We start from the raw sequence: 15,815 nt of genomic DNA on the forward strand, positions 1-15,815 counted from the left end.
ACTACTTGCTACGTTATTTATTACTTTTTATTTAATTTTATCTCAAATAAAGTATTCCAATCTTTTCCTGTAACAAAAAGACGATCGTTTTCCTCGTCATAGGCAATTCCATTTAATACATTTTCATCACCTTTTTGACCTACTTTCTCCTGTAATCCTGCCAAATCAGCTATTCCCTCTAATGCACCTGTATTAGGATTAATCATTACTAAGCTATTGCGTTGCCATACATTGGCATAAATTTTACCATCAATAAATTCTAATTCATTTAATTTTGGTACCGCTCGATCTATGGTATACGCTTCGATGTGAGATTCTTCAGTACCTGTTTCTGGATCTAAAAACCAAATTTTATCGGTTCCATCAGATTTTATTAATTTCTCACCGTTATGAGTTAAACCCCATCCCTGCTTACTTTGATCATATTTAAACTCTTTTTCCTTCTCAAAAGATTCTAAATTAAAAACAAATCCTTTTCCTGATTGCCAAGTTAACATGTACACTTTATCATTGTAAATGGTCATGCCTTCTCCAAAATATCTCTTATCTAAATCTATTTTTTGTAACATTTTACCTGTTTTTAGCTCCACCTTTCTTAAAGTAGACTCACCATTTTGTCCGGTACTTTCGTATAAAAACCCATTATGATACTCTAATCCCTGTGTAAAAGCATTTTCATCATGTGGATATTCATTTACAATTTCATACGAATAAATTTCTGGCGATTTTTCAGCAAATAACAAAATAGTATTGGTTAATTTTTTCTGTTCTTCACCATAAAAAACAGTCGCAGAAACGGCATGTGCTCCTAATTTACTTGTATTTAAGGTAACCCCCTTATTTCCTGGCAAACGTTTTCCGTCTAGATAATATCTAACAGAATCAATAGGCTTACTATTTTCTTCAGTTACGGATAGTGTTAGCTTTTCATTGATTTTCATTGATTTTGGTGAACTCAATTTCAGCTTATACGTGTTACCACATGAACCAAAAAATGATGCAATTAATACCAACGATAAAATTATTTTATGCTTTTTCATATAAAATAGTTCAGATTATGTTTGAATTTTCAAAAATAGTATTAAATTTGCAGTCTCAAAATAGCCAAGTAGATTATTTTACATAAATGGCTAATAAATTATAACATTTAAAAAAATACTAAGATGAAAAAAGGAATTCATCCTGAAAATTATAGAATGGTAGCTTTTAAAGACATGTCTAACGAAGATGTTTTTTTAACAAAATCTACTGCCGATTCAAAGGAGACGTTAGAAGTTGAAGGTGTTGAGTATCCTTTAATTAAATTAGAGATTTCAAGAACTTCTCACCCTTACTATACTGGTAAAGTTAAATTAGTTGATAGTGCTGGTAGAATTGACAAGTTCAAAAACAAATATGATAAATTCAAAAAGAAAAAATAATCTTTTTGATTTTCAACTATTAAAAAACCTCGAAATATTAATTTCGAGGTTTTTTTTCGTGTTCTTTTTTCAATAGTTTAAAATAGAAGGTACCAACCATAGATGTATCTAATCAAATAGTACTCATTAAATAATTTCACACTCTCTTCGACCAAAATCTCATAAAAACATCATACCGATACAAAATACAGTATAGCATTTTTGAACACCGTTAGACTTATTCCTTAACGAGCTCAATCATTTCTTTCCCAGCCAACAAAAATGCTCCAGTAGCATAAACATGTGACTCATCTTCATGAAATGGATAAGGGTCTCCCGCCACTTGTTGTACATACCCTAAACGCCCTTCATTATTAACGTTGCTACATAAAGCCGCCCATGCTTTTTTCACATTGGGTTTATATTTATCTGAAATTAAGCCATTATTTATACCCCATGCCAAGGCAAAAGTAAAGAAAGAGCTACCGCTAGATTCACCCATGTCTAAATATTTAGGATCGTGTAAACTTACTCTCCAAAGACCATCTTCACTCTGAATAGATAGTAACTTTAGAGCCATTTCTTTATATTGTTGTTCAAATTTTTGTCGATTGCTATACTCCTGAGGTAAATTTTCTAGAATCCTTGCTAACCCGGCAATTACCCAACCATTTCCTCTTGACCAAAATATTTTTTTATTATTGTCTGAACGCTTTTCAAAATAACGGTCATCACGATAATACAGTGAATCTTCTTTTGAATATAAATAGTCGGAGGTTTTCCACCATTGCGTATCCATGTAATTTAAGTACTTCTCGTCTTCAGTCACTTTCCACATTTCAACAAATGATGGTGGTGCCATAAAAAGGGCATCACACCATGTCCACCATTCTAAATGATACGGATTCTCTTTAAAACGAACATCTGTAGCCTTTTTATAATTTCTAGCCAAATGCATATCCAACACCCATTTTGATTTATCAATCATTTCTGGTTGTTTAAATTTACCATACAACCAGGCCCAATTGTCAATCACCGTTAATCGATCAGCATGAAAAACGGCATCCATCGGCTGCCAATCAGCGGCTTCTCCAATATTTAAAAGTTGATTGATGTAACGATTTTCTCCCGTCACTTCACTCAATGCTCTCAAACCTGTGTAAAATGCTCCGTAATGCCAATCTGTTTCATTTATTTTATAACGAGGATTTGCTAATTGCCAATCAGCGGTTTGTCGCATAATATTAATAATGTTTTCCTTATTTACTGGATTATCAATTGTTGGAGATTGTAATCCCATTTTTATCGAAGAATGAAAACGCCCTCTGAAGTCAGCATTTCTTAAATAAGCAAAATAAGGATATCTTGTATTCTGCATCCATAATACTTGTAAGGGATTGCCTTCTTTTGCATTTCGAACTGCAAAAGGTCTAATGTTATTTTTAGAAGAACCTTTGGTAAGTTGGTTTACTTTCCATGATTTCCCCCCATTTTTGGTCACCCATTTTTCAATTTCAAAAACACTATCTCTATGAACAGATAAGTACAATGTATTAGGATTCTCATGATCAATACTCATACCACCAGAATAATTTGGTTCAGGTTCTTTTTTACCCTCAGCCGTATCTGGAAACCATTTTCCTGAATTAATTAAATCAAAATTATTCCATTTTCCTTTATTATAGGTAGCGTAACAATAAATATGTTTTTCATCATCGGGGAATTTAACGTAAGTAATTACGGCATTACCTTCTTTATCTTGAGCCACATCCCAGTTCCATGCTTTGGCTTTTCCTTTTTTACCACTATAAACCATATCCAATTCTGTTGGCAACAATGGATCCCCTCCTAAATCTTTAATTTTAGTACCATCTGCCTTGTAAAAACTTCCTTTTTGATAATACGTATAATATATGCTGTTCTCTTTTTCCTTACGCGGATGCCCATCTGTGAATACAAAATGAATTTTATCAACACCGTCAGAATAAATTTTGGTATACGGTCGTCTAAAACCATAAATACGCTCTGGCATAAAGAATATCTTCCCTATACTCCAGTTTTCACCGTTATCATCAGAAAATGAATAGCTAGGTTTACCATCAATACCTCTCCAAAAAAGGTAAATTCGTCCATTTTCAGCAGATAATTTGATAGGATTGGTATAGGTATGATTTAAACTCCCCATATCCTTTAAAGCGGGGTCATTTAAAATTAATTCTTTAACCTTTCCAAAACTTTCAATACTTTCAGGTTTAGTTGCTTTAATTTGATATAATGGTTGTACTCCCATCATATGCCTATTAAAAAATACAATTAGCTTCCCTTCTTCATCAAATAAAATAGACGGGTTATTGTGATCATCTGGTTCTAAATTATCATAAATAACTGTCGATTTAATCTCCCTGGTATCATGATCATAAAACCCTACATGAATATCACCATAATTGTCAACCCAGCCACTATAGGTTCTCTTGTGTTTACCTTCAAAATATACGGCTCTAGGGTCTGAAAACCAGCACCAAGATCCATTAAAAGTCATGGACTGAAAGGTCTCTGAAGAGGAGTTTTTACTTTTTAATACTTTTTGTTTTACGAATTTTTGTGGGTAAAGGTTGTTGCATACAAATAACGCAACAATTAGCAAGGTAAGTCTCATTGATTCTATTTTGAGACTAAATTAATAATTTATAAGGAGCTAATAAATTAAAAAGGCCTAATTATTATATTTATCTATTTTGTAAATATTTCCAAACGATTATATGATTATTAATATCACCATAGATATGACTCTGGTTCTTCTTTCAGAAAAATAGCTAGTATAATTAACCTAACTTTTAATCTAGATAATAATGCTTTCTAAGTAGTTGCCCGTTTTGAAGTAAAAAAGATTTAAATTTAAATCTTTTTCATTTGTTGCTTCATCATTTTTATCTGATCATTAAGCACACCATGCTTATCTAATTTTTTTGCTTCTGCAATTAGATTAGTCGCTTCACGCTTTCTTCTTTTGGTCATAGCCACACCAGCTAACTGTAATTTAGCCATTGCTGCATCATGATCCATTGATAGACCTAAGCTCAATGCTTTTTTGAAATATTTTTCCGCTTGTGTTAAATTAGTTTGAGAAACTAAAATACCATGTAAAAAGTTAAAATAACCTTCTTGTTTACGCACTAAGGCACCTGAAGGATTCTTAATATAACCCAACCATTTTTGTGCTCCTGGAAAATCTTGTTTACGTAATCTCATAAATGACAACAACAAAAATTCATTCTTAAAATAAAAAAAAATGAAAATTCCTGCTAAAAACAATAAAGCAATACCATTACCTATGTGCTTGTCAGCAAACTGAAAAACAGCCCATACTACAATAGCCGCTGCAATTCCTAATTTTATAAATTTATGAAACATATTATCGTGTTTTTTATTAAACTGAAAATAGGTTTGCAAAATTACGTATTCTAATTGTAAGATTAAAAGATTGAGCCCTTAAAGATTGTCATGATTTTAAAGGATGATTTTTTTCTTAAAATGTTTATAAATTGTTTATAATTGCCATTCTAAACAAGAATATCAAAAGTAAGTTGTCGTTTAAAACTGCATAAACTCCCTTAGTTATTAATATGTTAAAAAAAATACTAAAATATTTAATAATAAGCCTGACGTTGCTGGCTGTTTTACTCGGTCTCTTTTTAACATCAATATATTATGGTGTATTTGGCCCAATTCACACCATAGATGAATTAAAAGCTTTTAAAAATCAGACAGCCACTTTAGTATTATCGGAAGATGATGAGTTATTAGGGAAGTTTTTTTCAGAAAACAGAACAAACATTAAATATGAACAGTTACCAAAACACTTAATTAATGCCTTAGTTGCTACTGAAGATGCGAGATATTTTGAGCATGACGGTGTTGATTCTCGGAGTTTATTAAGAGTGCTTTTTAAAACAATTCTGTTTCGTGATAAGGGCTCTGGTGGAGGAAGCACCATCAATCAACAATTGGTAAAAAACATGTATGGCCGTAAAAATCATGGACCTTTAAGCATGCTAGTTAACAAAAGTAAAGAAGCTTTTTTGGCGTATCGACTAGAAAAAATATACTCTAAAGAGGATATCCTTACGCTTTATTTAAATACGGTACCTTTTGGGGAAAATGTCTTAGGTATTGAAGCTGCATCTAGACGTTTTTTTAACAAATCTATTGAAGAAATAAAAATTGAAGAAGCTGCTATACTTGTGGGGATGTTAAAGGCAAATACCTATTATAACCCCAGAATATATCCGGACAACGCTAAAAGAAGAAGAAACGTAGTATTAACACAATTAGAAAAGTACAATTATATTACGGCAAAAATAAAAGATTCTCTTCAAAAAATTCCATTACAACTCGATTATGCCAATTTAGAATCAGAAGGGCCTGCAAATTATTTTTTAGTTCAGGTTAAAGATGAAGTTAATAAAATTTTAGAAGATTACAATAATGACAATAACACAGACCTCACTTCGAACAAGGATGGACTTATTATTACCACAACACTTAATTTACAATTACAAAACCAAGCACTAAATGCATTTAAAAGCCATTTAAGTGCAATGCAAACTCGCTTACGAAAACAATACCGTTCAGGAAATAGTTTAAAAACCTTAAATAGGCTAATTACAAAAGAACTAAACCGTTTAAAATTAGCGGATAAAGCCAATGAAATACAAAATAGAGAATTGTTTAGTTGGGATGGTGTTTATACGGATTCAATATCTATACGTGATAGCATAAGTCAATCATTAACTTTACTACATGCCGGCTTACTAGCCTTAGATCCTCAAACAGGAGCGGTAAAAACATGGGTTGGAGGTATTGACTTTGGAACCCAACCATACGATCAAGTTTTTGCTCAGCGTCAAATCGCTTCAACTTTTAAACCCATCTTATATGCCTCTGGTTTAGAACAAGGAATTATGCCGTGTTCCTATTTGGATAATAAATCGTTAATTATTTCTGATTTTGATAATTGGCAACCGAGTAATTATGACAATTCAACGGGTGGCAATTATTCGATGGCAGCCGCTTTAGCTAAATCTATGAATATCCCTACAGTAAATTTATTTTTAAATATCCCATTTGCCAATTTAGAAAAGTTATGGAAAGATTTAGGTTTCATGTCAGAATTACCTAAAAAACCATCTGTAGCACTAGGTACAGCAAATTCAAGCATCTATGAATTGAGTAGAGCTTATAGTGCATTTGCCAATGGTGGTTATTTAGTAGAACCTAAGACTGTTTTAAGTATTAAAACAGCAGATGGAAATATAATATATGAAAACAAATTATTAAAGCCAACTGAAAAAGATAGAGTAATTAGTAACAACACCTCCATATTACTTTCGGCTATGTTACAAAAGGCTATAAATGAAGGAACCGGAACTTCATTAAAAAACAAATATGGTATAAATATTCCAATTGCAGGTAAAACAGGCACATCACAAGACTATGCGGATGCCTGGTTTGCTGCTTATACCCCAAAATTAGTAATCGTATCTAGAGTCGGTGCTTCCTCACCAAGCATTAGATTTAACTCGGGTACATACGGATCTGGAAGTAAACTGGCTCTCCCACTAGTAGGAAAAACATTGCAAAATGTAAAAAAGCAATACAGTGCTTCCTTCGCCCCTCTTCCTGAGCAATATGCAGATGCCTTAGACTGCGAAGATTATTTAGAAGACTCAAAATTTAATTTATTTTTTGAGAATCTATTTAACAAGAATAATACTACACTAGAAAAAGAACAACGTAAAGCAGAACGTAAGGCAAAAAGGGAACAGAGAAGAGCCGAACGTAAATCTAATTAACAAACAACCGAACAAAATTTGTAGTATATTTACGAATATTTTAATATTTTTAAGTTTTATAGGTAGGAATTTTTGACTTGTAGTTGTTTTATCAGTGTAGAATTATATGCAATTTTAAAATTTTAACCTTAATAAAAGAACACTATGATTAAAAAACTCCCCTTATTACTAGGCTTATTATGCCTTAACTTCACTAGTTTTTCGCAAGAAGACTCAGAGAAAATTTATTATTATACTTCATTAGATACAGAAGGATATATCAGTTTTCAAAAATTAGAAGCGAATAATCAAAATACAATAAATACTGTTGTAAATTCTAATTTTGATAATGAAGTATTGAATTTCAGTTTAAGTACTTTATGCGAATCTGAAAAAATGGTCATGGCTAAAGAATTTAAGTTTCATGGTACCATAGACTCTAATATTGAACCCGTAAATTTTACAGGAACAAAAATTAAGACCGATAAAAACGATATTTCTTTTTGGCATTTCAAAGGAGACTACGTTGACGAAATGGATTCAGATCCAGATGTACAACGATTTACTTTTGCAAAATATAATGCAACTTTAAAAATACCGGCAAGAACAATTCCTACATTTAATTTATGGGCAATTATTCCTAAATTACCTTTTGACAGAAGAGGAACATTTAAATTTAATGCTTTAGACGAAACGAAATTGTATGTTTTAAAAAACCACACTGTTAATTACTTAGGTACTACAACTACTAAGATTAATGGAAAGGATATGAAACTTCATAAATTTGTTCATCAAGGTAAAGGAATGAAAGATGCATACTATTGGGTAAGTGAGGATAGAGAGCTTATGCAAGTTTTTTTAGATGATAAATACACATTTACGTTAAGCTCAAAAGAAGCGGCATTGCAAACTGTTATGCTTAGTAAAAGTGAATAATAACATAATTTATAACTAAATTTAAACCGAAGTATTTGATAAATACTTCGGTTTTTTTTTATCTTTAACTTTCACAAAATTAAATTCAAGATTTGAAAATAAAGACAATGTATTTCGTAACACTAATTTTCGCATTACTTCTTGTGTTAATTTTATCGAGCAAAACCACTTGGAGAACATGTTCTGTTTGTGGAGTACAAGACTTTGAACGTTCTTTATTTGGCAAAAAAGTTGAACTAATTAGCACCCGTGAAGTCGATGAATACGGCACATATGCTAAATGGAAAGAAGATCACGGAACAACCTGTAATCATCAATGGATTATTGTAGATGAATACGCTGACCAAGTAAAAAAACATATAGATAGTTTAAATTAAATTTAATTACCTTAGTACATTACTTTATTATTCCAATAAATATGCTGCTAAAACCCACTTCATACACTTTCTTTTTTAAGATAACATCTATTATAATTTTCTTATTAGTTATCTCCTGCACTTCTAAAAAAGATCAAAATAAATCAAACAGCTCAACTAATAATTTTGAATTGGAAGAAATTACAATTGCAGAATTACAAGAGGGATATAATAATGAAGATTTCACAATAACAGATGTAATTCAGAACTATATAAATCAAATAGAGCGTATAGATAAAAATGGACCGAATTTAAATTCTATTATTCAAGTAAATCCAGATGCCTTATCAATTGCTGCAGAACTAGATAAAGAATTAAAAGCTGGAAAATCTAGAGGTGCCATGCATGGAATACCTGTTTTATTAAAAGATAACATAGACACACATGATCATATGTTTACTACAGCAGGCTCAAGAGCTCTTCAGAATTCAAAACCTCTACAAGACAGCTATGTTGCTAAAAAACTAAGAGAAGCTGGAGTCGTAATTTTAGGAAAAGCAAATTTAAGCGAATGGGCCAATTTCAGAGGTGAAATGTCATCAAGTGGATGGAGCGGTATTATAGGTCAAACAAAAAACCCTTACGTTTTAGATAGAAATCCATGTGGTTCAAGTGCCGGTTCTGGCGTAGCTGTTTCTGCAAATTTAACCGTGTTAGCAATAGGTACAGAAACAAATGGCTCAATTGTCTGCCCATCGAACAACAATGGTATTGTAGGTATAAAACCAACTGTTGGTTTAATAAGCCGTTCAGGTATTATTCCAATATCTTTTACACAAGACACAGCAGGTCCTATGTCAAGAACGCTTACCGATGCTGTCATATGCTTAGGAGTATTGACTGGTATTGATTCTACTGATAGTAAGACCTTCGCTAGCCATAACAATTTTAAAAGTGATTATACCCAATTTTTAAATGAAGATGGACTAAAAGGTAAAAAAATTGGTATTTACACGGCTCCTTTGGGTAATAATTATAAAGTGGATACCCTTTTTAATGATGCTGTAGCATTTATAAAAAGTCAAGGAGCTGAAGTTGTTGAAATTAATAAAATCTCAGATAATAATGTAGGTGGATTATCTTTTCAAGTCATGTTATTTGAATACAAAGATGGGCTTAACAACTACTTTAAGTCATTAGGAAAAGATGGAAAAATAAAAAACTTAGAAGAGTTAATTACATTCAACAAAAAAGACTCCATCGAAATGGCATTTTATAATCAGAGATATTTAGAAATGGCTCAAGAAAAAAAAGGCTTAGATAGTGATGCATATAAAGAAACATTATCAAAAATGCTTAGTGGTGCTAGAGAAAATGGTATAGATAAAGTTATGGATGAGCATAATTTAGATGCTATAATTTCACCAACTGGAGGTCCCGCATGGAAAACAGATCACATCAATGGTGATTCTTTTGGTTTAGGAAGTTCTTCACCTGCGGCGAGAGCTGGATACCCAAACATTACTGTACCTATGGGGTTTATAGATGCCCTACCTGTAGGAATTTCCTTTTTTGGTAGAGCTTGGAGCGAACCCATACTTATAGAAATTGCTTATGCGTATGAACAAGGAACACAACACCGAAAAGCACCACAATTTTTAGAAAACTAACGCAATGGAAGTTCTTAATTTAAATGATAAATTTTCTCTTTTCCAAGAGTATTGGACACCAAAAATCATTGGTCAATTAAACGGACAAGATGTGAAATTAGCAAAACTAATGGGTGAATTTGTGTGGCACAATCACAAAGAGGAAGACGAATTGTTTTTTATTGTTAAAGGAACATTAACAATTGAGTTTCGAGACAAAAAGGTAAAATTAAAAGAAGGCGAAATGCTTATCATTCCAAAGGGTATAGATCATAAACCTGTTGCCATAAATGAAGTTTGGGTCTTGCTTTTTGAACCTTCTACAATAAAACATACTGGAGAGGTTAAGGATAAATTAACGAAACAAAGGTTTGATACAATTTAATTATAAAAAGAAACAGTACTTTCGCAAAAAATAATAGTAATGATCACTTTAGGACAATACAATACTCTTAACATATTAGAGAAAACAGAAGATGGATTCATTTTAACTGATAATGACAATGAAAAGGTACTCTGCTCTGAACAAATTACTTCAGGGAATTCTGAAATAGGCACCTCTATTGAAGTATTTGTTTATCATGATAATGATGGAAAAAAAGTAGCCACTTTTAAAAAACCAAAAATACAATTATATCAATTTGCATTGCTTCAAGTAGTGGCTTTAACTAAAGTCGGTGCATTTTTAAATTGGGGCTTAGACAAAGATCTACTAGTACCTTTTGGTGAGCAAAAAGATGAAATGGCTGAAGGTAAATGGTATGTAGTGTATTTAGATATAGATGAAGCTACAAATAGATTATTTGCTAGTAGTTATATTGAAAAACAATTACAAAATATAAATATTACCATAGAAGCAGGAGAAGAGGTTGATTTGTTAGTATATCAACAAACAGATTTAGGCTATGTTGTTATAATAAATAATGAACACAAAGGACTTGTTTATGAAAATGAAGTTTTTACTACCCTTAACATTGGTGATCAATTAAAAGGATATGTAAAAAAAGTAAGAGAAGACAATCATATCGACATCTCAATACAACCTATTGGATATAGAAAATTTAACGATGCTAATAGTAACTTGATTCTAACCGCTCTATCTAAAAACGATGGTTTACTACCATTAACGGATAAAAGCTCTCCTGAAGAAATATACAGCACTCTAGGTATGAGCAAAAAGGCATTTAAAAAAGCAATAGGGTTTCTATATAAGAACAGAGCAATTACATTAGAAGATTCGGGAATTAAATTATTGAAATAGAATCTAACTTTCAATTAATAATTGTAATATATCAACGGCAGCTTCAGAAATATTGGTTTCTGGGCTAAATATGATCATTACCCCGCTATCAATTAAAAGCTGATAATCATTAGGAGGTATAACACCGCCGGCGATAACCATTATATCTTCTCTACCATATTTTTTCAGTTCTTCTATAACATGTGGAATTAAAATTTTATTTCCATCAGCTAAAGACAAAACACCTAATATATGAACATCATTTTCTACGGCTTGTTTTGCGGCCTCTTTTGGAGTTTGAAATAACGGACCAATATCTACATCAAAACCTAAATCGGCAAAACTAGTTGCAACCACTTTCACTTCGAGATAATGATCATCTTGTCCCATTGTTGCCAACATAATTCGCGGACGACGACCTTCTAATTCAGCAAATGTATCAGATAATTCTGATGCCTTTTTAAATTGATTATCATTTGGTGTTGTCTTACTATTCATGTCAATAATTAAATTTTAATTTTATTTATCTGGAGTTATTTCTATTGCTTTAGACATTTCTTCTAGTGTAGCTCTTCGCTCAGCAGCTACTATAGCCAATTCTAATAAATTTCCCGTTCCTGATTTAGCACAATTACTTAAATTTAAAAGTGCTGCATCTACTAGTTGTTGATTCCTAATTGATTTTAAAGTATGTAATCTTTTAATTTGAGCATCATTATCTGCAGCTAATGAAGCTGAAACAGCTTTCTCCTTAAATTGATATTTATTGACACCTACCGTATTATCTTCGCCACTATCAATATTACCTTGTTTTTTTGCGGCCGCTTCTTCTATTCTCATTTTAGGAATCCCATGTTCAATAGCTTTAGTCAATCCACCAAGTTCTTCAATTTCTTGAATCAATTCCCATGCTTCTTTGGCCATATTTTCAGTTAATTCCTCTACATGATAAGATCCTGCCCAAGGATCAACTGTTTTTGTTATGTTGGTTTCCTCTTGAATATAAATTTGAGTCGAATTTGCTTTTCTGTGTGATAAATCAAATGGTAATTTCATCCCTGCATCAAATGCAGGACTATACAAAGATTGTGTACCTCCAAAAGCAGCAGCCATAGCTTCAATTGTAGTTCTTGCTAAATTATTAAAAGGATCTTGTACAGTTAAGCTTTTCTTATTTGTTTGACTGTGCGAACGCATAACCAACGATTCTTGATTTTTGGGATTGAATTGTTTTACTATTTTTGCCCATAACATTCTTCCTGCTCTAAGTTTAGCAATTTCCTTAAAATGCTCCATACCTATACTCCATGAAAAAGATAATTTCAGAGCTAAAGTATCGATATCTGTACCATAATTCAACCCCATTCTCAGGTATTCTAAACCCTTAGCCAACGTATATGCCAATTCAAGTTCAGGTGTAGTTCCGGCTTCTTGAACTTGACAGCCCGATATTGAACTTAAGCCGAATTTAGGCATATTTTTATTTGTAAATTCAAAAATATCAACACTAATTTTCATTGAATTTATAAGAAGAGATAAATCTGCACTATTCATCATTAACTCTTTAAGAATATCAATTTGGACAGTTCCCTTTAATTCTGATACATTTACCCCTTGATCTTTAGCAGCTACAATATAAAAGGCCAAAATGGGCAATACGGCTCCATTAATTGACATAAAAACAGAGATTCGATCTAAAGGAACCTGATCAAACAGAATTTTCATATCCTCAACAGAATCGATGACAAGACCTGCTTTACCAACCTCAGCTTGTACACCTCCTTCAGCATCTGAATCAAAACCATGGTTTGCTACCGTGTTCAAAGCCACGTATAATTCTTTTTGACCCCTTGCTATACTTTTTCTATAAAAAGTATTCGTTTCTTCGACGGTTGAAAAATCAGCAAATTCATGAATTGTCCATGGATTACTCACATACATTGTAGAGTTATTACCACGAAGATAGGGTGCAATACCTGCTACAAAATTTTCATGTTGAAACTCTTGAGCTCTATCTTCAGAACTCATTGTATTCAATTTTATATGTTGGACGTTTTTACGAGACATTTATTCTTGGCTTGTCCTTTCCTGTTCAATTTTTTCAGCCAATCTTTTGGTAATAATTGGTCTTATTTCCGTTTTACGTGGTTTTATTTTCACGAATGGATACAATTCTAATTCAGACTTCATTTTTTCATCGACATTAGAATATTTGTTGCTGCCTAACAAAATCACTTCTTCTTTATCAAATTGTTGTTGTTCCTTTGCTGCACTTTGCTCAATTTTACGTTGAATAGTACCAGCCTCCAATTGGCTTAAAAAACCACCACTTTTTTCAATATTTTTAAATAACTGTAACGCCTTTTCAGCAATCTCTTTGGTTAACGATTCTATATAATAAGAACCTTCAGCAACCTGACTCACCTCTTTAAAGTAACTTTCTTCCTGTAAAATTAAAAGCTGATTTCTTGCAATACGTTCACCAAATTCATTTTTTTTATGATATAAACTATCATAAGACACATTAGAAATAACATCTGCACCACCTAGAATCGCACTCATACATTCCGTTGTAATACGTAACATATTTACATTAGAATCATACAACGTTTTATTGCGTAAACTTGGTTTTACAAATAGCTCCGCTTTTATATTTACATCATATTCTTTAGTGAGTAATTGCCATACATATTCAAAAGCTCTCAATTTGGCAATTTCAAAGAAGTAATTGCCACCAATAGCAAATTGAAATGAGATCGTGTGAACAATTTGTTTTTTATCACCAGTAATAGTATTTAAGTATTCATTACCATGACCTAGAGCATAAGCCACTTGTTGAACAATGTCTGCACCTGCATTATGGTAAAGTCCAGCATCTACAGAAAGTACACTCGTATCTTTTGTAGCTTTTTTGAGAATATTTTTTAAAACAGAATTGTCTTCTTTTTTATTTCTAAACCAATTACCTGTTTTGGCAAGATTACCAATTAAATCAACATTCAGAAAAATAGGTAAGTTTTCACATTTCTCAATTAGTTGTATTAAAAACGATTCCGATAAAAAATTAAGTTTAAAATAAATGTGAACATTATCTTTTGTATCTCCAGAATTATGTAACTGGTCAAGTAATTGATTAATATCAAATTCAGCATGAGCTTCAAACTCAATCGTGTTTGCTCCTCGTTTTAGGGCGTCCTTTGCTAAAAAATTAGCCACTTTAACGTCAGAAATAAAAATAGATTGGCAAATAGAGTATTTCTTTTTAGAAGTAACGATAGGTAAAAATTTGATGTCGTCTTTATGGTAAAAAGGTTTTACTTTTATACCTTCATTAGACTCCCATACCAGTGTTTCATTATAATCGGCTCCTTTAAGATCAAATTGAATCTTTTGTTTCCATTCTTTGGCAGATACTTGATAAAATTTGTCAAATAAAAAATGGCTCATTATTTTTCTTTTATTGAATCAAAATCAATAATAAAGATGTCTTCATCCTTTCGTTTCATCTTATATTCTTCTCTAGCAAATTTTTCTAACGAATCAGGATCTTGTAAATTTTTTATTAATTTTTTATCGTTCTCAGAACCTTCATCATAAAACTCAATCGTATTTTTTATTTTACTTCGTTCTCGATTCAATTCTCGATGATTTAAATAAGAATTCTCATCAAAAAACAACATCCAAACTAAAAACAACAGTAAAATAAGAATATACCTGTTGCTTAAAAATCGAACCACTTTATTTTGTCGAAACTCTTTAAAGGTCATTTATTGCAGTCTTTCATTAATGATGGTCCTCACAATATCAATGGCTACCGTATTGTATTTATTATTCGGTATTATAATATCAGCATACTCTTTCATCGGCTCAATAAATTGATCGTGCATGGGTTTTAAGGTGCTCTGATAACGTTGTAAAACCTCATCCATATCTCTCGCTCTTTCTGTAATATCTCTTTTTAATCTGCGGATAAGTCGCTCATCAGAATCTGCATGCACAAATACTTTAATATCCATCATGTCTCGCAAATCTTTATGAGAGAAAATTAAAATCCCCTCTACAATTAACACTTTACTAGCATGCGTTTTTACCGTATCCTTTGTTCTATTATGCATTGCAAATGAATATACAGGTTGCAAAATAGTTTTTCCCTTTTTTAGTTGAGCTATATGTTTGACTAATAAATCAAAATCAATTGCTCTAGGATGGTCAAAATTAATTTTCGCACGTTCTGTAATAGATAAATTATCCGTTTCATGATAATACGAATCTTGAGAAATTACGGTAACGTCCTCATTTGCTAATTCGTTAATAATCTGATTTACAACTGTGGTTTTACCACTTCCGGTACCTCCGGCAATTCCTATTACGAGCATGAATTATATAAATATTAATATTTTTCT

13 protein-coding genes and 1 pseudogene are annotated in these 15,815 nt (G+C 31.8%); 7 read left to right on the plus strand and 7 right to left on the minus strand.

Going from position 1 to position 15,815, the window contains the following annotated elements; all coding sequences use genetic code 11:
- Window positions 1–20: 20 nt before the first annotated feature.
- Entirely contained in the window at window positions 21–1,040 is a 1,020-nt protein-coding gene (locus FF125_RS15965) for a glutaminyl-peptide cyclotransferase (protein ID WP_138950736.1), read from the minus strand.
- Window positions 1,041–1,163: 123 nt separating this feature from the next.
- On the opposite strand from FF125_RS15965, the gene FF125_RS15970 reads away from it, so the two are divergent.
- A complete protein-coding gene (locus tag FF125_RS15970; RefSeq protein WP_117885052.1) occupies window positions 1,164–1,421 on the plus strand; it encodes a type B 50S ribosomal protein L31 in 258 nt (85 codons plus the stop codon).
- A gap of 217 nt (window positions 1,422–1,638) precedes the next feature.
- On the opposite strand, the gene FF125_RS15975 is transcribed toward FF125_RS15970, so the two are convergent.
- Window positions 1,639–4,056 (minus strand): glycoside hydrolase family 88 protein, encoded by a 2,418-nt coding sequence (locus FF125_RS15975; protein WP_138950737.1) that lies wholly within the window; start codon window positions 4,054–4,056, stop codon window positions 1,639–1,641.
- Between the two features lie 239 nt (window positions 4,057–4,295).
- A complete protein-coding gene (locus FF125_RS15980; protein WP_138950738.1) occupies window positions 4,296–4,811 on the minus strand; it encodes a DUF2892 domain-containing protein in 516 nt (171 codons plus the stop codon).
- A 212-nt stretch (window positions 4,812–5,023) separates the two neighbouring features.
- On the opposite strand from FF125_RS15980, the gene FF125_RS15985 reads away from it, so the two are divergent.
- From FF125_RS15985 to FF125_RS16010, 6 genes are all read left to right on the plus strand, one after another.
- Entirely contained in the window at window positions 5,024–7,252 is a 2,229-nt protein-coding gene (locus FF125_RS15985; protein WP_138950739.1) for a transglycosylase domain-containing protein, read from the plus strand.
- Between the two features lie 144 nt (window positions 7,253–7,396).
- Window positions 7,397–8,167 (plus strand): hypothetical protein, encoded by a 771-nt coding sequence (locus FF125_RS15990; RefSeq protein WP_138950740.1) that lies wholly within the window; start codon window positions 7,397–7,399, stop codon window positions 8,165–8,167.
- 107 nt (window positions 8,168–8,274) lie between these two features.
- On the plus strand, window positions 8,275–8,544 hold the full coding sequence (locus FF125_RS15995) for a hypothetical protein (RefSeq protein WP_138950741.1): 270 nt from the start codon (window positions 8,275–8,277) through the stop codon (window positions 8,542–8,544).
- Between the two features lie 41 nt (window positions 8,545–8,585).
- Window positions 8,586–10,193, plus strand: coding sequence for an amidase (locus tag FF125_RS16000; protein WP_138950742.1), 1,608 nt, complete (start codon window positions 8,586–8,588; stop codon window positions 10,191–10,193).
- 4 nt (window positions 10,194–10,197) lie between these two features.
- Window positions 10,198–10,557 carry a cupin domain-containing protein gene (locus FF125_RS16005; RefSeq protein WP_138950743.1) on the plus strand — a complete coding sequence of 120 codons (360 nt, stop codon included), beginning with the start codon at window positions 10,198–10,200 and terminating at the stop codon, window positions 10,555–10,557.
- 39 nt (window positions 10,558–10,596) lie between these two features.
- Window positions 10,597–11,433, plus strand: a complete 837-nt coding sequence (locus FF125_RS16010; RefSeq protein WP_138950744.1) for a CvfB family protein — start codon at window positions 10,597–10,599, stop codon at window positions 11,431–11,433.
- A gap of 3 nt (window positions 11,434–11,436) precedes the next feature.
- Here the strand turns inward: FF125_RS16010 and scpA are convergent.
- From scpA to udk, 4 genes and pseudogenes are all read right to left on the minus strand, one after another.
- Window positions 11,437–13,479: pseudogene (scpA, locus tag FF125_RS16015) on the minus strand (methylmalonyl-CoA mutase).
- A complete protein-coding gene (locus FF125_RS16020; RefSeq protein WP_138950745.1) occupies window positions 13,480–14,859 on the minus strand; it encodes a methylmalonyl-CoA mutase subunit beta in 1,380 nt (459 codons plus the stop codon). It abuts the pseudogene before it with no gap.
- Window positions 14,859–15,179: an FtsB family cell division protein gene (locus tag FF125_RS16025; RefSeq protein ID WP_138950746.1), complete on the minus strand. Its 321-nt coding sequence runs from the start codon at window positions 15,177–15,179 to the stop codon at window positions 14,859–14,861. The genes FF125_RS16020 and FF125_RS16025 overlap by 1 nt, the downstream gene beginning before the upstream one ends.
- Window positions 15,180–15,788, minus strand: a complete 609-nt coding sequence (gene udk, locus FF125_RS16030; RefSeq protein WP_138950747.1) for a uridine kinase — start codon at window positions 15,786–15,788, stop codon at window positions 15,180–15,182. It lies immediately after the preceding gene.
- Between the last annotated feature and the right edge of the window lie 27 nt (window positions 15,789–15,815).

Origin of the sequence: Aureibaculum algae (assembly GCF_006065315.1) — a bacterium.
Taxonomy (GTDB): domain Bacteria; phylum Bacteroidota; class Bacteroidia; order Flavobacteriales; family Flavobacteriaceae; genus Aureibaculum; species Aureibaculum algae.